Raw genomic sequence first — 20,246 nt, forward strand, 5'->3', positions numbered from 1 at the left:
TTTTAGATTGTAATACATTCTCCTGTTTTAAATCTTTGTTACAAAAAGAGTAAAAGTTCAAAATTTTTGAACTTTTTTACAAATAAAAACGAACAATTGTTATTACAAACAAAGGAAAAAGTATGGATCCATATTTTATGATACAAAAACAATTCATAGAGAGTGTTGATCTCAATAGCTACAATCCAGAGTATATTGCAAAAATTACAGGTCTTCCACTACAACAAGTTTCTGATTTTATCTCTCCACAACGGAGATATATGGTGCAAAGCGAAAATCACTATGGTTTTCTTGCGGGAGCAAATGGAAATGGTCGTCCTACTATTCTATTTTGCAGAATGGACTTTTCTATAAATGTAGTTTCGTTTGAAGATAATTGGGAATTTAACTGTTACGAAATACAATTTTCCGAAGGCACTGATTGGAAAGAAATAGAAGAAGAAATTGGTTTTATGCATATGGGAAATGCACCTATGCGCTTTTTTAAACATCCTGAGATTTGGGATTGTGCGATTCTCCCTTTTCCTATGGGAATGCACTATAATGCGATAGGAGAATCTCAAGAAAAAGATGATTTTATATTATTGAAAAAATGGATCGAAGACGAAAGTTATACTCTTTATTGGGGAAATGATTACTTTTTAGATGTAGAAGGTTATGTCACTTCTTCTTAGAGTTATAAAGTGTTGGTCTTGATGAATTAATATTATGGGTACTGCGTGGAGAAAAAATGAAAATAAAAGGGAAGTCTTTAAAAAAAATAGAGAGCAACACAAGTTACTATGGTTGTACTTTTTACTTAGATGAAAAAAAATGGTATAAAATGGCAGACTCTGTTTTCAACAACTGCTCTTTTCGTAGTAGTGTCGGGTTTCAAGGTCTTAAAAATTGTAATTTTATAAATTGTAATTTTAGTGGAGAACTTAGATTAAAAATTACATCTTTTGCAAATTCAGAATATGTGGAAGCCTTCACCAAACTCACCTCTCTTGACCTAGGATATAGATGGATGAGGAATGAAGAATTGTTACATTTAAAATCATTAACAAATCTTCATTCTCTCAATTTGCAGCAGACGCTAATAACCGATGAAGGATTACAGCATTTAACATCGTTAACAAACCTTACTTCTCTTAACTTACAAGATACGGAAATAAGTGATGAAGGATTAAAGCATCTTAAATCTTTATCAAACCTCACTTTTCTTAACTTGAAGGGTACAAAGATAAGTGATGAAGGATTACAGCATTTAAAATCGTTAACAAATCTTACTTCTCTTAATTTGCTTTGTACAGAAATAAGCAATAAAGGATTAAAACATCTTAAATCTTTATCAAATCTGACTTCTCTTCATGTAACTGAGATGAATTATGTAATAGGTACAAGTAATAAACGGCGAAGAATTAGAGTACCTAAAACTATTAACTTAAAGCTAGAGTAAATCAAAACTCATAAGCAATTTCACATATCTGGGATTACATGGAGTAAAAAATGAAAATAAAAGAAAAGTCTCTAAAAGAAGTAGAGAGCAATGCAAACTATGATGGTTGTACTTTTTACTTAAATGAAGAGAAATGATATAAAGTCACGAATTCTACCTTTGATAACTGTTCTTTCCGTAGTAACGTAAGTTTCAAGTCTCTTAAAAATTGCAAATTTATAAATTGTGGTTTTGCTGGAGAATTTAAAACTAGCTCTGAATATTTTGGGGAACAATTAGGAATATTAACAAACCTTACTTCTCTTAGTGTGGGAGACCCAAATTTATATTTTGGAAAGGAAAATATAAGCGACGAGGGGCACACTGCAGTAACGATTTAACTTGTAAAAATCTAAAGTAAGCAGCCATGCAAAAGTTTTCGGATATCATCCGAAAAAGTAATAGAATAGGTAGAGACGGTATTCTTTATCATAAGTTTTATTTTTATACCCGAAAATTTATACTGGAGTACTTAGTAATGCTGAAAACCTAACTTACGGAAAACATACTTTTTTTATTTGAACTTTGTTTTATTATACGTTATAATAGTGTAAAACAAGTGAAATTACTGTGTCAGGAAGAAATAAAATGACATGGATAAGTATTGGGAAAGTAGCAGAGTTTTTTGGTGTAACAACACAGTCAATTCGCGATTGGACAAAACAGGGGAGATTAGAAGCAATACGGACATTAGGTGGACATAGAAGATACAAGCTGGAAGGCATAGAAAAAAAGCTTGGTATTGAAAACGAAAATAAAAAAACAATACTATATTCAAGAGTAAGTGCGCATGATCAAAAAGAAGACTTAGTGAGGCAAAAACAAGAGCTAAAGAATTATAGTGAAAAACACAAAACATCAAATGTAGTAGAAATATCAGAAATAGGATCTGGATTAAATTACGAAAAACGAGGTCTAAAAAAGTTACTAAGCTTAATACTAAATGATAATGTAAAGCAAGTGGTGGTATCTTATAAAGATAGGTTAATGCGCTTTGCAACACAAATATTAGAATATTAGAACAAGTTTGTACAGCGAAAAATGTAGAACTAGTAGTGCTAAATGAAAGACCAGAGAAAAAATTTGAAGAAGTAGTTGTAGAAGATGTTTTGTCAGTGTTAACGGTATATTGCGCAAAAATCTATGGACGGCGTTCGCATGAGCGAAGAAAAAAAAGACAAAATAAAAAACGGACAAGTACTGGCGTTTCCAATTCCAATAAAGAATAAGGAAGTAGCCGAAAAATTACGCGAAACATTGGCTTATGTACAAGAAAAAGCGAATGAGTACTTGGAGTTTGCGCACAAAAACAAGTTGTATAGTGTATTTGATGGAAATAACAGCAAGTATTCATACAAGGTGTTAGAGCCGATATTTGTAAAGTTATACAAAAAAAGTAAAATGCCAAGTCGAATCAATCGTGGGGTGCTGGAGATTGTTGGTCGAACGATGCGCCAAGTACGAGATCGCATGCGAGTATTTAATCTGCTGATGAAGGAAACAAATGATCCGAAGAAGTGGACAAACAAACTACTCATTAAAAACGAAATATTCGAAAAAGCACATTATGTCAAAAACATCAGAGAGCAAGTAATCAATTATAAACGTAAACATCGAAATATTCCTGAAGATTTTTACGCTTTACAGAAACCGCCGAAAGTAAAGAAGAAAATACTGACTTATGCGCCTGATGATGGACAAGCGATAAAACTAACGAAAGATAAAGACAAAATAAAACTCAGTTTCAAAGTGATAGATCGCTGTGGTAAACAAATAAAATGGCGTTGGTTAGAAACAAGTATAAAATTTCCCTCTTTTCTCGAAGAAAAACAAATAACATCTCCCGATCTTCGCTTTGATTGTGTTCATGGTGATTATTTGCCAATTCTTGACTTTAAAATCACTGTCGAAAAACCTAAAAAACAAAAAAGCGAAAATTTTATTACCATTGATTGGGGAGTACGTAAACTTCTTACTCTTTGTGTTTTTAATAACAAAGGCGAACAACTTTCGCAGCCATATTTTGCTAATTTTTGTGGGATACAAAGTAAATTACAACGAATTTACAAAGATATTGATCACTGGAAAAGCAAGCGCGATAAGCTTCTCCACAAAGATTCGTTATTCAAAAAATGTAATAGAGAAATTGCCAAAAGATGGAATAAAATTTCATTGATTAACAAAGAAATCTCACACACAACCGCGAACATCATTGTCTTTTTTGCCAAACACTATAATTGCTCAAAAATCTATTATGAAAACCTAAAATCACTTAAATCTCGTGGTTGCTCTCGTAATAAAAATCATCAAATAAACACCACTGTCCGCCAAAAAATTATTGCTCTGACTGATTATAAAGCCAGTCTGTGTGGTTATTCTTTACAAAAGCCTATTCATCCAGCAGGTACCAGCTCCATTTGCCCAAAATGTTCGCACAAAGGGCAACACTTTTCATCTTCTGATAACCACAAAAAACAACACAAATCTCTTCCTTGGTTTTATTGTCCAAATTGCACATTCTCCGCTGATCGTGATTATGTCGCGTGCTTGAATATTGCTCGGAAAGCCATTTTTAAAAAGAATCTCAAAAAATGTACAAAAACAGTCGTCTATAAGAAGACTCGTTTGCCTGATTCACTGTTCCGTCAGGACGCCTTTGCTACAACCCATTGCAAAGGTCACATTTATTATTTGAAGGGCTGGATACATTCTGTTTCCCTCTCTTCCAAAGTCGTACAAAAGAGTTTTAATTCTTTTAAAGGTACTATCTTTGGAATCCTTCGCGTATGAATGTTATCCACTACTTTGGATTTTTTAGTTTAAAGAGGAACGGTTACTCTATCTTAAATCTCTAACAAACCTTAATCAAACAAATGGTGGTGTCAGACTGACAAATGGATGACGATAATAGGCTATTTATCAAGTACTTATAAAAAACATAGCTTTGGCTCAGTGAAGTTTTTTCAAAATATGACAGATAAAGATATTAAAAACTTAGGAATGTCAAAAGCAGATTTTAGTAATACTCTGAAAGCAGAAAAAAAGAGTCTTCAACAGTTGGAGGGTAGCATATCTCAAAATGTAAAAATGTTTATTTACAGTATCATACATATGAAGATATTTGGGAATCAGCATTGAGAAATGTTGTAAAAACAAAGCGTAACGATCACCATATGCGAAGAACTAGGTTTTATATAGATAGTCCAAATAGTGTATTCTATCCAGATCCAAGTGAAACAATAGTTATGGATGATTATGCTAGTAATACTTTACTTTTTAGGAACGTTGCACATTTTATTAATGAAACAGGTTTCTTTTTTACAACAAAAAATAATAAATATTATTTACACTTAAGAATGGGGAATAAACATTTACTTAATAAAGTAGCAGGTCCAGGTAAAGTAAAACATACGGGAGACCAAACTCAAGTATAGGTACTAATGAATATGAAGGTCATTACGTTTTTGACACTGTTTTTAGTAATAGTTCTAACGTCGAAATTGATAAACTTTCTATCACTGACTTACATGCCAAGTTTAATTTGAAGTTTTCGGAATTGAAGTTTCAAAAATAACTTCACAGCTTGGTAACCAAGACCTTATTTCTTGTTTATGATCCTCAGAAAAATAAGGACCAAACAGAGAAGCAGCGTTGCTAGATAAATTTAAAATTTTAAGCTTTTTTAAATGTGATACTTCATTAGGAATGCTGGTTAATAAATTAAGATGCAAATCCAACACCTCTAAATTTTTTAATCGAATTATTTCTTTCGGTAAAATCTTTATATCCCCCCAAACTATGCGTAAATGAGTAAGATCGGTAATTCCAAATACATAATCAGGGATCTTGCCATTTGTTTCTGATAAGGACAAATGTAACCCCTCAGAAAATCCACAGTTATTAAATCTACAACCCCTAAGATTGCTAAAGCTTGCCTCATTCCTAAAGGAACAGTTATCAAAAATAGAGTCCTCAATAGAGCTATCTACTGAATAAAAAGTACAGCCTTGATAGTGGACATTACTCTCAACCCACTTCAATATTTTTCCCTTTATTACTTTCATTCAAACCTCACTAACTGGAATCGCTATGCCTGATCACCTAACCGGAACTGGAACCATAACTGACTTCTTTCCAGATAATTATATCAATCGGGTTAAGCCAGTTAAAGGAAACTATGAATTTAGTAGAAACATTGATTAGTTCGGGATATGGCAACGATTCGTGTAAAATCTTGTAAATCTGAGTTCAGACCTTGTAATTAAAGACTTTGGTAAACAAATGGTGGTGTCAGACTGACAAATGGATGAACACCTTATTTTATCTTCGATGTTTACATCCTAAACGTGTAGAAATGCAAATAAACACCTATGATGTTCCTCCTGAAAAAGACAGGTTATATCGAGTATTACTAAAGAACGAAATTGCATCTGGAATACCTGTAAAAACAGGAGATCGCATTTTCCCAGAGAGCTACGTGTATGATATTATACGGCCTGGTTATGAATTGGTGTCGCAACAAATGCTTATTATGCCTCGAGAGACACCATATGTTATAGCTCACTGCTTAAAAGCAAGAGAACGCGATGTGAATATCAAAATTTTAGACAAAAACGGTAACCTGATCGCACCAGATACAATTAGAATAGATAACAGAGTCATAAAACAAAACTTTAAAATTAAGCCTGGAAACTATAAAATTACTGTTGAAAAAGAGGGTTATAAGACCCTTTATAAAAAAATAGTTATCTTGGCTGATGATGAGACTTTTGTTATTAGAGAAGAACTTCAAAAATAGAATATAAAAAACAATGGAATTAAGTTTTGCAGGACATCTAGCATTAACTGTTATCTCTTATGCAATATCAAATCCTCTTCGGGAAGAGCCGGTCTAGTGTGAGTTACAAAATATTTTCCATCTATTTGAAAAACTCCTGACGTTTTCCGTAAATTTTGAAACTCTTCCATCAGAATCATGTTCAGATAACTCACATGCCACTTCGATACTTATGCACATTCCATTCTTTTGAACACATTACAACTTCTTTCAAAGAGGCAGAGCGATATGGAGTAAATACTATTTTTGAATGTGTTGGTTCCCAAATTTGAATATCTTTTTTTGTCAACCAATTCAAGTTGTTCAATTTGCGTTGTATAATATGAATAACTTGAGGTAAGTAGTTATTGTGAATGTAATCTTCCACAAAAATTCTCTTTATATTTTTTTTATTCCAAAAGTATAAAATCGTCCAAGATTGGTCTGTTTTTTCGCTATACGATGAATAGTCATCTTTCAAGTAAAACAATCTATGAGTTTTTAATTCGCCTAAAAGTTTTTCTATTTCTTTTTGTGTAATATAAGTGTGATAAAATTTGTTATGATTTCTACTGTAATCCCAAGCACCAAAATCCTCGGTCAATTCATACAATTCAGATGCTTTAAAAATAATTAAACCATCATCATACAAAACAAACATCGGCGCCTCCTTTTTATATTGTCCAAAGGCAAATAAAACCGACAAAGACAAAATAGGACGTCGTTTTCTTTGTGGTAGAAAGATTATAACATCTATGTATTTTACAAAATTTAATTTATTATACCTCACGATAATTCTGTGTCCTACATTAGTATTTACATGGTGGATGACAACTTTTTCTGCGCTAATAATCATTGAATTGCACCTTTTAACTCAAATGATAGACTGATACTGGAAATAGATGTTCCTCAAAGGATTTTTTATATTTTTTTGCCGCAATTATATTTTTCTCTGTTCTAATTATAAATTAGATATCTAGTTTTGTATTACTTTTTTGGCTAGCCGATGACTTACAAATTTTGGAGAAATCATGGACAATGATTTGTTATCACCTACACTAACAATAGAAGATGAATCAATTGGTATTGATGAACCATGGAATCCAAATATCATTTTGTTTATTACGTTCTTTTTCGGTTTGATAACAGGAGGTCTTCTACTCGCATATAACTTCGGGCGTTTAGGAATGGGTAAGTATCTACGCCTTACTATAATTATTACCATATTTTTGGCTACTATAATTTCAGTGTGTACTTTTCTTTTAATAGCGGAAAATATTATAGACGTTAAAAACTCAAAGGAAAAAACTCTTTTACGGGTTGGGCAAAGAGGTCTATCACTATTTATAGCGTTTTGTATTATCAGGAAGCAACGTAAGCGCTACCGATTAGCGCAAATGTGCGATATTGAGAATGGTAGTTTGTGGTCTCCGGCGATCGCGGCCATTGTCGCGGCGATCTTCATAGGTGGCTTTATCAATGGAGTCGTAAAGATTATTGTTATAGGATTACCATAATGGAAGAGAACTGTGATCTTGATCAAAATTTTCAAAAAATTGAAGATTGTCTTAGCATAGGACAATACGACGTAGCAAAAAAACTTATCCACGAGATGTTAAGTTTATTACCTGATAGTCCCAAACTTTACTGTTATTTAACACGGCTATTTTTAGCGAAAAATAACTTAGTTGAGGCGAAAGAAGCATGTGAAACAGCTTTAAGATTAGATCCAGAATATGTAGATGCTAAGTTATATTTAGGTAATATTTACATGTATGATCATCAACATTGTAAAGCAGAAGAAATATATTTAGCAATACTACATCTCTATCCTGAAGAGCCCTATTTATATTTGATGTATTCACATCTCATGTATAAGACAGGGCATCTAGAAAAAGCACAAAAATTGTTAGAGCGCTGTCTACAAATTAATCCAGAGTACGATGATGCGCACGCTGCTCTTGCTTCAGTACTAGCAGAAAGAAAAAATTTCTTTTCTTCGTTACAACACGGAAAAAAAGGTGTCGAGCTATCTCCAACAGGAGATATTTCACATTACAGTTTGGGAATATCTTTTTACTCGATGGGAAGACCGTTCAAGGCACGGCATCATTTACGAGAGGCCTTACGCTTAGATCCCAATGATTCAGGAACAGAAAAAGCCTTTTTACAAGCTGATTTCGCGACAAGATGGCTGTCTCTTCCGGTGTATTACTTTTCTTGGATTTGTGATAAAATCCCTGGAGAACAATTTACTTTATGGGCAATATTTGTTGCCGCATTTTATGTTCTTCCTATGTTAGGTGTGCATGAGAAAGTGGTCATTATTACAGCTTTGGCCTACTTAGGAATTGCTTTATATTCATGGGTATCTTATCCACTAACTAAGCTATGGATAAAACTGAGGCCTCCAAAATGAAAGAAAAAATCATACAGGCATTACAATCTGCAACTGAAAAAGACGCGAAAAATGCATACTTATGGATTCATTATGGCGATTTACTGTTAGAAAGTGAAAAGAGTTTAGAGGCATTAAATGCATATCGCATAGGGTCAGAGCTCATCGATGACAAACGAATGGTATATAAAAAAATGTTGCCTTTATTAAGAAACCAAGGGCATGTCGCAGAAGCGTTAATTCGTGCAGAAGTACTATTAGAAGAAAAAGATGAACCAGACATACGCCATGAATTATTGAAAATTCACCAACTCCGCGATGATGAACAAGGAATAAAAGAACAACAGAAATATTTGGATCAGACATTGCTAAAAAATGGTGAAAACAGCAAAGAAAATGAAGCTCCAGAGATAGAAAATTGCTCTGATGACCAAAAAACGCATGACGAGACAGATAAGTTACCGTCTCTTGCCCCTGTAACTCATGAAGTTTCCAATGACGAATTGGCCGAATTATTTGACTGGGATGATCTACATATTAATTTCGATAAAGTTGCGGGGTTAGATAGCGTAAAAAAACAAATCAACTTGAAAATAATAGCCCCTTTAAAAAATCCCAAAATATATGAAGCTTTCCATCGTCCAGCAGGTGGTGGAATTCTTCTCTATGGTCCTCCTGGTTGCGGTAAAACTTATATTGCAAGAGCAACTGCAGGGGAATGTCAAGCTAACTTTATGGCTGTAAACATTCATGATATTGTCGACAAATATTGGGGAGAAAGTGAAAAAATTATTCACTTTATTTTTGAAAAAGCACGCCAAAAAGCCCCTACAATTTTATTTTTCGATGAGTTTGACGCCTTAGGAGCTTCGCGAGGACAATCGGGCTCACAATTTTGGAAAACACTAGTAAATCAACTTCTTCAAGAAATGGACGGAGTAAAAAAACAAAACGACCAAGTATTACTTTTTGCCGCGACGAATATGCCATGGAATGTCGACACTGCTTTTCGACGTCCAGGTCGTTTTGATCGTATAATTTTTGTCTCAACACCTGATCAAAAGGCCCGCGCTCAAATGTTACGTTATGGTATAGAAAAACTACCAGGTAAAGAAAATATTCCAATAGAAAAATTAGTAAAAAAAACCCCATTGTTTACAGGAGCTGACCTAAAATCTTTATGCGAAAGAGCTTCTGAGAACGCACTAATCAAATCACTCGAAAGTGGAGAAATACATCATGTAAAAGCTGCTGATTTTTATGATGAAATAAAAAAAATGCAAAGTTCTGCAGAAGAATGGATTGCCTCCGGCAGAAACTATGCTCGCTATGCTAACGAAAGTGGTCAGTATGATGACTTATGTGAATTTTTAAAGAGATATAAAAAGTGGTAGTCTTTCTAGACTTGGTAATTTAAGCCATATTACCTCAGTAGCACTTGTGTATAAAATAGTCTCAGGATTGTAAATTAAAACGGAGAAAATAGAGCAAACTAAGTATGGAAAAACATATTTATTTTACTAGACAAATTGATCAAGAAAGCAGTAATAAAAAAACCATTATTTCAATATCTGGTGATAAAGAAGGTTATAGGTATTTTATTGACCTACTAGAAAAGGCGAATACTTCGAAAATCAACTTACATGTAGAAATAAATTCTCAGTCATATAGTATGGAAGTTGTTATTCTACCGACTGCGCCTTTCAGGGCTTATCCTACTGTAAAGCTTTTTGAACGACCTGTAACCAAAAATAAAAATAAAGATACATGGAATATGGAATTAGTAATATGTGGTAGTAAATTTGGATACAACTGCCTAAAAGAAGCGTTTACTCAAGTTCTGTCTAAAGATTTCTCCAGTGGCTGGCATCAACACATAGATGAAGATACGAAATGGTTAGCATTTAACAACATTGATATGATCATTGAAACTCCAATTGAAGATTGGAAACAAAAAAATAGGGATAAAGATGTTAAATATTATAAGAAAATTCCATATTCTAAAGATGAAAATGTTTTACCATCCATAGAATTTAGTGAACAGAGTTATCAAGAAGTAAATCCCAATGATATAGAATTTTAAAATTATTCATAATTTAGCAAAACCGATTCAAACAGATATTCAATTCTCTATTCCCAAAGATTACTTACATCAAATCTGCTTTCATAGGATATTCATAATGCATACTCAACATAGCTATATCCAAAAACTAGGTAACAAGAGTGACGAACAAATTGTGAAAGTAATCACTGATATGGGAAACAAAATGGCTGCTATGCGCTGTTCTATAGCTAATTTAGGAACAGACTTATGTCTGGAATGCATCGAAATTATAGAAAAAAATCAACCATCACAAGAAGCAATTACAAGTCTTCTCCAAATTTTTGAAGAACATGCTATCACAGTGCATCATTTGGATCATGTGCACTATCATTTTTTGGCATGGTGTATTTCAAGAGGACATTTTAAACCAGAACAAAAAATTGAAAAACATCCTGAAGTTAACGAAAAGATCAATGACCAAGTTATCAAAAAAATCTTTATTTACTCTGTATCTTTGCTAATCGTTTTTTCTAGTATTTTATTGTATTTCCTTAGAAAGTAGCTCTAAAAAATTAGGAGTTCACGTTGAATATCGCAGACCAAAAATGTTATAGATTATCCAATAAAATAGGCTTTTCATGGATCTTGGCGACGATTGTGGGAATCACAGTGATGAGTTTTGTTTATGGTTATGTAAGATTTAAAGCATCTTATGTTTACTATACGCTCATCGCTTCCATCGCTTTTCCTGCGATTGTTTGTTATGCATACTCTTTCTCTGGAGCACTAATGGTGGGGTGAATTGGAAACAAAGATTTGCTTACAGGTATACGGCATCTGACAATGCAAAAAATCAACGTACGCTAACTATTTTATTAAAAAATACGGACCGATTCCTGATTTTGAGCAATGTATATATGACTTTAAGTTTGGTGATATACATTTTAATACAATAATCATGAACTGCGATATATACCTCTTAAATTTGATGTACAACAAGAAAGTGGATAAACAGGAATTTTTTGGTGAAGTGTTGAGCATTGTCCCACTACCCCATACAGGATACTATCTAATTGATTTTTGCGATGTTATGGAAGCATTATACAATGTTCATTCTCATCTTCTAATCACAAACATTAAGGTATCTTTATCCAAGCTTTTGACAATATAATGAAATGGATAGACTTTTATCCTGATTATCTACCAGAATTGTTATCATTGGTGGCGATTATTCAGCAGGGAATTGTATTGTCTGATAGATTAAACTTATACAATTTTGACATTCGTAAGAAAAGCCTATGGGTTCAAAATGTCTATGGTTGGTCTAAATAGGAAGGATTATCAACCAAGTTCCCCAGGAATGACAACCTTCGTTAACTCTGCAGAAAGAATATAAATTTTTTCTGATGTCCAGCAACAAACTTGCCACAGATAGTAACATCACTCAAATCTTTTTTTCCGGTATTTTTAATGATAACAGATAACTTTGTGCGCTTACCAACAAATGAAACCAGTATAAGGAAATCAAAGTGAAATACATAATATTACTTATCGCAACTCTAACGTGTTTAAGTACACAGCAAGAAATATTAAACAATAGCTTAATATTATCGCTAACAAATAGTGACAAAGTAATTTATCTTAATAAATCGCTAACCACTACTATAGCCGTCAAAAATATATCGTCGCAAGTACTACGGAACTTGCAATTAGAGTTACAACTTCCAAATACATTGGAATATATATCTTCACAATCACAACAAAACACAAAGAAAACTTTTCGATTTCAATTCTGGTGCCAGACTCAGAAAAAAATAAACCCAAGGCTTTATTTAGCAATTGTTTATCGAAAATATCGTATTAATCTTAAATTTTTTGAACTCATAAAAAAAGCGCAGTTATTTTGTGCGCTTTTTTAGTATTAAGAAAATCATCTTACGTGATAAATGTTTTCTTAAATAAATTTTCTTAATCTTGGTGCCAGATTCAGTGATGGATAATTTCGTAGTATCTACCTCTCCTTTTTCCTACCGCACGTATAATACCCATTTCTGTTAATTTCTTTAAATCTCTTGTAGCTGTAGCAGATGAAACAGATAGTAAGTTTGCGTATTCTTGAGGATAAATGACTTTCTTTTGTTGAATAATTTCTATTGCTTTTTTTAATCTTTTTGAAAGAGAAGTACTGTTTGATGGTTTAAGCTCATTGCTACTACAAGTTATGATCTTGGTATAATCGTTGACTTTATACAACAAATTTCTTCCGTCTTTTTTTTCTAGATATACAAAGTCTAAATTCAAAAAGCTTTTGATTATTCTTGTAATATTTGGACCTTGCATTTTAAATTTTTTCTGCAGCATTGTGTTAGTAAAACTCTTCGCCTCTAAGCAGAATAGAAAAATTTTCCATTCTGTTGATGTCAGGTTATTTTGTACATGTTCCGTGACTAAGTTACGTAAACATTTTTTAGCCTTTTCAACTGGTATTGTTCTTGTTGTTGCAGAGTCAAATTCCGGCAAGATCATATTCATCGCATCCATAATGTATCTTAATTTACCGGAATATAAATCATATAAATATTCAATAAAAACATCTTCTACAGGATATACCACTTGCTTCTTTTTTATTTTCAGAAGTTCGTAGCGTTTATGTATAGCATTTAGAACTTGTTTTTTTGATAGTGGAGGAATTACAATAGGACGTCCGAAAAAGATACTTCTTACTCTTTCCAAAGGACTTATAACTTCTTGAAAGAATCCTTTTTTGGCAACAAACACAAAATAAATGTTTGGAGTTTGAATGCAATCTCTAATTTCTTCGAAAAAAGTTTTTGCTTTTTGTAATTTGTTATTGCTAAAGAGTTCAAGGTTATCAACATGTAAAAAAATACCGCTATACCCTATCCTCTTAATTTCACAAACCGCTTTATGCAAGTATTGCATCAGTTGCATTTCAGGAATAACAGGTGGTATGCTCATCTGATCCGCTTTGCCAAAACCTCCTCCAAAACCAAGAACACTACCTTGGACAGAAAAGTTTGTGTGGTAAAATATTCGCGAAAAAGCGATAAGATCTCTAAATACAGGTATTTTTACAAGTTCCTTCTCTCCTTTTATTTGAAGTAGTTTATCAACTATAGAACAAATTGTGTTAACAAGAAAATGACGTAAACGCCATTCTTCTGTTACTACGATTTCTTTATAAGTTGTAAATAACTTATCTTTCGCATGATTTTCCCATATGTAACGATGGTAATTGATAAAAGTCGTTTTTCCTACTCCTATATTACCTGTAACCATTACTCGTCCACCACCAGGATTTCTTAAAATATTCGTTATTAACTTTGACTCTTTGGTCTCAAAATCTCTACCAACTATTGCTTCAGATATAGGAAGTAGTGAATTTCTATCTTGAGATAGTGGGTTTATATCGAATGGGTTAGCAGCAAAACCATATTTACTCCAAAGGTCTTGCGATAAATTTGGTAGTTTCCAATTCATATTAGTTTCCAAAACACAGTGATAATTTAATCATTTTTGATAATTATATATTTTTGATTGTTAAAGTCAAGCTTCATGTGATTTTATCAATCATTTTTGATAACAATGATAACTATTATGATTAATTTGTATGTGGTTACACGATAGTAATTTGATGAATTCTAATCAGACAATTTAGAACAATAGATTTGATTGTTAAAAGTAACGGTATAACTATGATAACTGTTGAGTTGATTATTGCCGTAATGCAAATTATTACATTGAGTAAACCCAAGGTGTGATTTTAAAAAGAGAGACAGACCTTAATCACGTCAAGATTCTGGAGAATATCGGTGCCAGGCTCAGAAAACAAAGAGAAAAGAAAAATAAATCGTTTCACATCAGTATCTTACGGCAAACAAAAATCGCATATGTAGTGTGTTTTGTCAAACGAACTTGTAAAATGACACAGTTAAATAAAGTTATTTTGCAAAGGAAAACAAATGCGGCCGATTAGAATCTCGATGGTAAATGGTTTATTTCACATAACAACAAGATGCAATAATAAAAACTTCTATTTTAAAGAAGATGCGGATTTCATAGAATATTTAAAGGTAATAGAAAAAGCCCGCGAAAAATACTCTTTTAAGCTACACGCTTACTGTATCACCAGCAACCACACCCATTTGTTAATATCAACTCCAATAGAAGACAATCTGTCAAAGATAATGCAATATATCAATGGAGAGTACGCAAAAAACTACAACCGTAGACACAAACGCACAGGACATTTTTGGGGCGAAAGGTTCTATTCGACTATTATTGACTCCGAAAATCAGCTACTTAATACAATATTTTATATTGAACTTAACATGACGAGAAACAAAGTTACTAAGCACCCAAAAGAGTGGAGGTGGAGCAGCTATAGTCAACATGCGACTGGTAAAGGCCTTATCAATATTGACTATCACGAAATTTATATGAACCTTGGTAAGACTATGAAACAAAGGCAAAAAAAATATATAACAATGATAGAAGAAAGAATGAGAGAAAGAGGCTTACTCGTCAAACAACCACAAATTACTTATGGTTTAGTTTTTGGTTCCGAATCTTTTATCAAAGAAGTCATCACTAAGTACACTTCTCATAAATATTATCAGAAACGTAAAAGTTATGCTCTAGATCAGAGTACATCTTGTTTAAGGAAATTTAAAACCTAAATTTTGACTTATTCACTTAGCCTCTATTTTTTATAGTGATAGCCTACAAGGAAAGTCTGTCTCCATCTCTCAAGTGAGAAAAACATTTCACATTTATCTACCTAAATAGCAATTTTCTTCGCACTAATAATTTTGTGTTTTGTATCATTTTTATTGCCACTACAACATTTGTCTTATCTTGGATGATTATTACGTTTTAAGTTATTACAAGTCTGGCATGAATGTCTTTTCTTTATTATTACAAGTCTGGCATGAATGTCTTAATTTAAGTTATTACAAGTCTGGCATGAATGTCTTTTCTTTATTATTACAAGTCTGGCATGAATGTCTTAATGTCTTTTCTGTATGCTCACTGCTTAGCTCGTTAGAATATTTTATCATTTCAACTAGTTTTCGATTTTGTATGCTGTTTTCATCTTGTCAGAACAGACTCGGCTTTAAAATTTTAAAATTTTGAGTTACATGTGTATTCACTTTCGTTGCGTTTTACTGATTTGCTTGTCATTCTATGACTTTTTCAATGGGCTTTGAATACTTGATTTCTTACATATTCGCTGTTAAGCTACATAGTTATAGTTCTACTATGGAAGGATTTTTAACTTCTAGATAATTACAGCTTTACTAGGCGTTCTCTGATGCTAATTAAATATAATATTGTAGTTTTAACATTTATCGAAATAAATAAAGTTCGACTATAGAGGAAGAAAAATATGTTTAAAGATATGCTTCTTGTATTTTTGTTTGCGTTGTCGCTAGGGTTTTTAGTTTTATATACACCTTTTATCATTGTATGGTTTATCGTAGATAAACCTCCGCAAGAAGCCATATTTCTTTATTATGCGAACGCAGGGGTGGTATTTATTTCTTATTTCTTAATGAATTTATTCGTGCGGCCTACAGAAGCAACGACATCGGAAGATGAATCAGCTTATAATCGCGTATTTCGTATACCGAAGCGCTATAAAATCCCTTTTTTTAACGCCACGACATTATTTTTATTATTTAGTTGTGTTACTGTTACAGTTAATAACTACTTCGAAACTATCCCTATTATTATTGTCATTTTGTGTTGGCATTTTTGGAGGATAGATAAGAAAAATAAACTCAGAAAAATTTTTTCCAACCAGCGGATAGGTCTAAATGACAATGGCGTAACAGATTTAGAAACTCAGAAATTTGTCGCTTGGGAATCGATTGGACTTATGGATAATCACAAGCAAGAACATATGGAAGTTTTTGATCAGAATACGTGTATAAAGATATCTCACTGCATCGAAAATTTATATTTTCTACGTAATACTATTGAAAATGTTATCGAACAACGACGACTGTTATCTATAAAAAATGAAGTTGCATTTGACCTACCGCAAAAACGTATTGTTGGCTGGTCATTCGTAAAAACTATTCTAATGCTAGGTGGAATTGTTGGACTTTTATATGCTATTATCCCTTCCGAAGAGTATTTAGGAATGGCAAGTGTTGCTTTTTTTGCATTACTTTTACTGCTAATGTTGTTTACCACACCATTAGTCATAATTTTAAGCGAAAAGCATATCATTCTCTGGACACTCTTAGGAAAAAAGAAAATACTTTGGGCAGAAGTTGAAAAAATCGAAATAAACAATACTTATGATGATGAGAAATATTGTTTTGATCTATATATTTCAGAGACAAAAAGCTATTCTTTACGAGAATTCGAAGATGGCATGGAGCTTTACAAAATGATGAAATCACTACTGTCAACGTATGGTAAATACAATTCAGAAGAGGTCAAAGAGAACGGTACTCTTTAAAGGTGCGATTCAAGAATTATGAAGTTTTAACTATGAAATGTAAGGTAAACATAATAACATTTCATTTTAAAATACACACCCAAGCCTCTCTGCCTTTAATTTAAAAGAAAATCTAGGTGCTGAAAAACCCTTAAACTTATGATAGATAACTATTCACAAACAATAACGATATTCACGAATCTTTTTTTGAAAGTCATTAGCTTCTTTTAAAACTTCGCATTTATTACTTTGGGAATAAGATTTTTTAAATAAATCAAAAATATCAGATAGATTGATAATTTGCATCCGCGAAAAAGATGCTTTGTTATAGAAGTAATCTTCGTTAACCTTTGCACTACACATATCACTAAAAACTGTAATGAAAATCTCGTAAATTTGTTCATCTTTCAGGATCTTAATTTTTGAAAAATCTATTTCTTCGTTATTGTATACAGCGAACAATATTAATTTTCCAAATAGCTCTGTTATGATATCTTGTTCTTGTTCGTCTCTTATAGATTGTAAAAGATCGATTAATTTAATTACAGAATTATCTATGTGAGCCCGCTTTATCCAACTATATATAAGCTCTTCCTCGTTTTCCCATGAATCTTTTAAATAATATTTTAAAAGTTTTTTTCGGAAATCATTACTTACTCCTTGCGCTTGATTTTCATTCATAGTTTTAATGATTTTACTGGGTTCACCAGATTTGAGCGCTGTAATCAATTCTAATATTTCTTTTGCCATATCTTTATACACTGTAATTAATCTCTTTCCTCTCAAATAAGCGTTTGGTTCTTTTTGGTAATGTTTCAATTTTACGAATCGCTTTCTTTTGCACTTTCCGAGGGCGTGAGATATTCACTTATAGATATTTTATAAAGGTGATATTAAATATTTTTGTTATTTTTATTTAAGATAACTTTTTGATTTTCAGTGACAAGTCTTCGGCCTTATTGCCAGTAGTTAGCAGAGATTTCAAAGATTCTAATTGTGTAATCTCAGGTGGTATTGATGTTAATTCGTTATCAGTAACGTCGAGCTCTTGTAAGTAGTTAAGTAAACCTATTTCTTTAGGAAGTTCTTTGATACTATTACCGCGTAAAATTAAATATCGTAGAGCAGTTAGTTGACCAATCTCTTTTCTTAAAATAACCCAAGTTGCGACCTATAAAAGTTATCGTACAGTCTGGTATAATTACTCTTACAAATTCGATGTGCGCGGTTCGAATCTCGTGAGACGCAGTCGTGGCACATGGCACGAAGTAAGGGTAATGCAATGAATTTTAATCATGAAAAATTAGATGTATATCAAGTATCACTAGAATATACAAAAGAAACATTTAATGTGATGGAGAAAATGCCATCAGGTTACAGCTATTTAAAGGATCAGCTAAAAAGAGCATCGCCTTGAGTCCCTCTTAATATAGCAGAAGGCAATGCCAAATTTAGCAAAAAAGAGAAAGCAAGGTTTTTCTCTATAGCAAGAGCATCAGCAAATGAATGTAGTGCAGTATTCGATGTTGCTAAGATAGCCTAAATAATAGACTCAAAAGAAAAAACTACTCTATAGAATAATTTGTATGTTTTCAAAGTTAATAGTCTAATTTTCGCACATGGAATATCGATCCACGACCACGAACCTCAAAAATCGAATTGCACACATCGTTTTTTTTATACTGCTATAACGACTCTTCTCTTAAAGTAGGAAAAACAATAAGGAGAAAGTCATGGAAAAAGAAATTATAATTGTTTTCTGTATATGTGATGAGATAACACAAGCACTCAAGATTGTAGAAGATCCTCAAGTTAAAATGACTAATTCAGAAATTATGACAACAGCATTAGTTTCTATGCTCTACTTTTCTCGCAACTTTGAAAAAGGACGAAACTTTTTAGCTGAACATGGCTACATCAAAAAAATGCTAAGTAAAAGTCGTTTCAATCGCCGCATACGTGCTATTGGCGAAAGTGTATGGCTTTCTCTTTTTCATTTGTTTGCTGAAATTAGTCAGCGAAACAATCTGCGAGATTATATCATAGATAGTTTCCCTATTCCGGTCTGTGACAATATTCGCATTAGTCGTTGCAAAATATACAATAGAGCAAGTCTTTATGAGAATATAGGTAAATATAATTTAGCCCAAAAAGATTTAAATCAGGCAATAAAATTAGATCCTAATAACTCCAATGCTTATAACTCTAGAGCTATTGTCTACATGATCTTGATTTTGGTAATATTTTGCCCCATCTTAATTTAAGCAGTTTATACCGTCGGCAAAGAAAAGAAAAAATCGCTGAAAAGAAATACAATTCTTTTATAAAAAGTAGCTCTAATAAAGCTAAAGGTTATATGATGAAAGGCTTGTCATATTTTGTTACCGGAAAATATTTACTAGCAGAAAAAGATTACGATAGAGCAATAAAAATAGATCGAAAGCAATCATCTAAATGTTCTGTAGCCTTAGCATATAAAGTAGCGTCTGTAAAAAAATGGATGAACTCTTATAAAAGAACTAATTCAAAAAAATATAAGAACTGTCTATGTATTTTTCAATATTTTAGAGAAAGACGAAATTCTTTAACTTCTGCGCTAAACACTTGTTGTTTTACACACGGGTCGTTATTCATGATTTTTTGTGCTAGTTCTTGTGATTCTACCTCAATAATAGCGATTCCAAGTGAACCATCTTCACATGGTCCAGCCATCAACAATTTTTTTTCTGCTAACAAATTCTGTAAGTAAGCAAAATGCTCACCGAGAACTTGTTCTTCTTTTTTTGTTAGCGAATTTATAAAATTCTCGCGCTGTGGTTTATACATAATCAGATATGTTTGCGGCATAGTTTTTATTTCCTGTTCTACAATATTCTTTTTACCTATTAGAAAACCGATACGCTTTAAGCAAATGATTGTACATGCTCACCGATTGAAATTCAAGTTAGACGTACTTAAATTTACTAGCCTTGAGTAATGAAAACATATCTTGGCTGTGGTATAAAAGGATCAACGTTGGTGCTTTTCTCAATAAGA

General features: G+C 32.5%; 25 protein-coding genes. 19 read left to right on the plus strand and 6 right to left on the minus strand.

The features are described from left to right. Positions 1-122: 122 nt before the first annotated feature. From UABHE_RS19535 to UABHE_RS19555, 5 genes are all read left to right on the plus strand, one after another. Positions 123-674, plus strand: a complete 552-nt coding sequence (locus UABHE_RS19535; protein WP_372364937.1) for a hypothetical protein — start codon at positions 123-125, stop codon at positions 672-674. A gap of 56 nt (positions 675-730) precedes the next feature. Then, complete coding sequence (locus UABHE_RS19540) at positions 731-1,441, plus strand: hypothetical protein (RefSeq protein ID WP_372364938.1); 711 nt, start codon at positions 731-733, stop codon at positions 1,439-1,441. Between the two features lie 627 nt (positions 1,442-2,068). Further along, positions 2,069-2,500, plus strand: coding sequence for an IS607 family transposase (locus UABHE_RS19545; RefSeq protein WP_372364939.1), 432 nt, complete (start codon positions 2,069-2,071; stop codon positions 2,498-2,500). A 138-nt stretch (positions 2,501-2,638) separates the two neighbouring features. Further along, entirely contained in the window at positions 2,639-4,270 is a 1,632-nt protein-coding gene (locus UABHE_RS19550) for a zinc ribbon domain-containing protein (RefSeq protein WP_372364940.1), read from the plus strand. Between the two features lie 344 nt (positions 4,271-4,614). After that, complete coding sequence (locus UABHE_RS19555) at positions 4,615-4,914, plus strand: hypothetical protein (protein WP_372364941.1); 300 nt, start codon at positions 4,615-4,617, stop codon at positions 4,912-4,914. A 102-nt stretch (positions 4,915-5,016) separates the two neighbouring features. On the opposite strand, the gene UABHE_RS19560 is transcribed toward UABHE_RS19555, so the two are convergent. Then, the gene (locus UABHE_RS19560; protein ID WP_372364942.1) at positions 5,017-5,520 is read right to left on the minus strand and encodes a hypothetical protein; all 504 of its coding nucleotides are present in this window, start codon (positions 5,518-5,520) and stop codon (positions 5,017-5,019) included. A gap of 266 nt (positions 5,521-5,786) precedes the next feature. Here UABHE_RS19560 and UABHE_RS19565 point away from each other — a divergent pair, with 266 nt between their 5' ends. Then, positions 5,787-6,278, plus strand: a complete 492-nt coding sequence (locus UABHE_RS19565) for a PEGA domain-containing protein (protein ID WP_372364944.1) — start codon at positions 5,787-5,789, stop codon at positions 6,276-6,278. A 190-nt stretch (positions 6,279-6,468) separates the two neighbouring features. Here UABHE_RS19565 and UABHE_RS19570 read toward each other — a convergent pair whose 3' ends face one another. Beyond that, a complete protein-coding gene (locus UABHE_RS19570; protein ID WP_372364945.1) occupies positions 6,469-6,957 on the minus strand; it encodes a hypothetical protein in 489 nt (162 codons plus the stop codon). A gap of 370 nt (positions 6,958-7,327) precedes the next feature. Here UABHE_RS19570 and UABHE_RS19575 point away from each other — a divergent pair, with 370 nt between their 5' ends. The 8 genes from UABHE_RS19575 to UABHE_RS19610 all read left to right on the plus strand — a co-directional run bounded on the left by UABHE_RS19575 (position 7,328) and on the right by UABHE_RS19610 (position 12,657). Continuing rightward, on the plus strand, positions 7,328-7,813 hold the full coding sequence (locus tag UABHE_RS19575) for a hypothetical protein (protein ID WP_372364946.1): 486 nt from the start codon (positions 7,328-7,330) through the stop codon (positions 7,811-7,813). Next, positions 7,813-8,715: a tetratricopeptide repeat protein gene (locus tag UABHE_RS19580; protein WP_372364947.1), complete on the plus strand. Its 903-nt coding sequence runs from the start codon at positions 7,813-7,815 to the stop codon at positions 8,713-8,715. Before UABHE_RS19575 ends, UABHE_RS19580 begins: the two co-directional genes overlap by 1 nt. Further along, positions 8,712-10,088, plus strand: a complete 1,377-nt coding sequence (locus tag UABHE_RS19585) for an AAA family ATPase (RefSeq protein WP_372364948.1) — start codon at positions 8,712-8,714, stop codon at positions 10,086-10,088. The genes UABHE_RS19580 and UABHE_RS19585 overlap by 4 nt, the downstream gene beginning before the upstream one ends. A gap of 104 nt (positions 10,089-10,192) precedes the next feature. Continuing rightward, a complete protein-coding gene (locus UABHE_RS19590; RefSeq protein ID WP_372364949.1) occupies positions 10,193-10,777 on the plus strand; it encodes a hypothetical protein in 585 nt (194 codons plus the stop codon). Between the two features lie 97 nt (positions 10,778-10,874). Further along, complete coding sequence (locus UABHE_RS19595; protein ID WP_372364950.1) at positions 10,875-11,300, plus strand: hypothetical protein; 426 nt, start codon at positions 10,875-10,877, stop codon at positions 11,298-11,300. A gap of 23 nt (positions 11,301-11,323) precedes the next feature. Further along, complete coding sequence (locus UABHE_RS19600; RefSeq protein ID WP_372364951.1) at positions 11,324-11,539, plus strand: hypothetical protein; 216 nt, start codon at positions 11,324-11,326, stop codon at positions 11,537-11,539. A gap of 369 nt (positions 11,540-11,908) precedes the next feature. Continuing rightward, positions 11,909-12,070, plus strand: coding sequence for a hypothetical protein (locus UABHE_RS19605; RefSeq protein WP_372364952.1), 162 nt, complete (start codon positions 11,909-11,911; stop codon positions 12,068-12,070). A 197-nt stretch (positions 12,071-12,267) separates the two neighbouring features. Continuing rightward, positions 12,268-12,657: a hypothetical protein gene (locus tag UABHE_RS19610; protein WP_372364953.1), complete on the plus strand. Its 390-nt coding sequence runs from the start codon at positions 12,268-12,270 to the stop codon at positions 12,655-12,657. A 67-nt stretch (positions 12,658-12,724) separates the two neighbouring features. On the opposite strand, the gene UABHE_RS19615 is transcribed toward UABHE_RS19610, so the two are convergent. Continuing rightward, positions 12,725-14,239: a DeoR family transcriptional regulator gene (locus UABHE_RS19615; protein ID WP_372364954.1), complete on the minus strand. Its 1,515-nt coding sequence runs from the start codon at positions 14,237-14,239 to the stop codon at positions 12,725-12,727. A gap of 482 nt (positions 14,240-14,721) precedes the next feature. Between UABHE_RS19615 and UABHE_RS19620 the strand changes: the two genes are divergently transcribed. Both UABHE_RS19620 and UABHE_RS19625 read left to right on the plus strand, forming a co-directional pair. Beyond that, positions 14,722-15,438 (plus strand): transposase, encoded by a 717-nt coding sequence (locus UABHE_RS19620; RefSeq protein WP_372364955.1) that lies wholly within the window; start codon positions 14,722-14,724, stop codon positions 15,436-15,438. Between the two features lie 710 nt (positions 15,439-16,148). Then, positions 16,149-17,231, plus strand: coding sequence for a hypothetical protein (locus UABHE_RS19625; RefSeq protein WP_372364956.1), 1,083 nt, complete (start codon positions 16,149-16,151; stop codon positions 17,229-17,231). A 153-nt stretch (positions 17,232-17,384) separates the two neighbouring features. Here the strand turns inward: UABHE_RS19625 and UABHE_RS19630 are convergent, their stop codons facing one another. Then, positions 17,385-17,972 carry a hypothetical protein gene (locus UABHE_RS19630; RefSeq protein WP_372364957.1) on the minus strand — a complete coding sequence of 196 codons (588 nt, stop codon included), beginning with the start codon at positions 17,970-17,972 and terminating at the stop codon, positions 17,385-17,387. Positions 17,973-18,126: 154 nt separating this feature from the next. Further along, the gene (locus UABHE_RS19635; protein WP_372371645.1) at positions 18,127-18,366 is read right to left on the minus strand and encodes a hypothetical protein; all 240 of its coding nucleotides are present in this window, start codon (positions 18,364-18,366) and stop codon (positions 18,127-18,129) included. A 126-nt stretch (positions 18,367-18,492) separates the two neighbouring features. On the opposite strand from UABHE_RS19635, the gene UABHE_RS19640 reads away from it, so the two are divergent. The 3 genes from UABHE_RS19640 to UABHE_RS19650 all read left to right on the plus strand — a co-directional run bounded on the left by UABHE_RS19640 (position 18,493) and on the right by UABHE_RS19650 (position 19,474). Then, positions 18,493-18,627, plus strand: coding sequence for a hypothetical protein (locus UABHE_RS19640; protein WP_372364459.1), 135 nt, complete (start codon positions 18,493-18,495; stop codon positions 18,625-18,627). 12 nt (positions 18,628-18,639) lie between these two features. Then, positions 18,640-18,753 carry a four helix bundle protein gene (locus tag UABHE_RS19645; RefSeq protein WP_372371647.1) on the plus strand — a complete coding sequence of 38 codons (114 nt, stop codon included), beginning with the start codon at positions 18,640-18,642 and terminating at the stop codon, positions 18,751-18,753. A 190-nt stretch (positions 18,754-18,943) separates the two neighbouring features. Continuing rightward, positions 18,944-19,474, plus strand: a complete 531-nt coding sequence (locus UABHE_RS19650) for a tetratricopeptide repeat protein (protein ID WP_372364958.1) — start codon at positions 18,944-18,946, stop codon at positions 19,472-19,474. Between the two features lie 292 nt (positions 19,475-19,766). Here the strand turns inward: UABHE_RS19650 and UABHE_RS19655 are convergent, their stop codons facing one another. Continuing rightward, positions 19,767-20,057, minus strand: coding sequence for a YciI family protein (locus tag UABHE_RS19655; protein WP_372364959.1), 291 nt, complete (start codon positions 20,055-20,057; stop codon positions 19,767-19,769). Positions 20,058-20,246: the final 189 nt, after the last annotated feature.

Origin of the sequence: Candidatus Uabimicrobium helgolandensis, assembly GCF_041508025.1 — a bacterium.
Classification (GTDB): Bacteria; Planctomycetota; Uabimicrobiia; order Uabimicrobiales; family Uabimicrobiaceae; genus Uabimicrobium; species Uabimicrobium helgolandensis.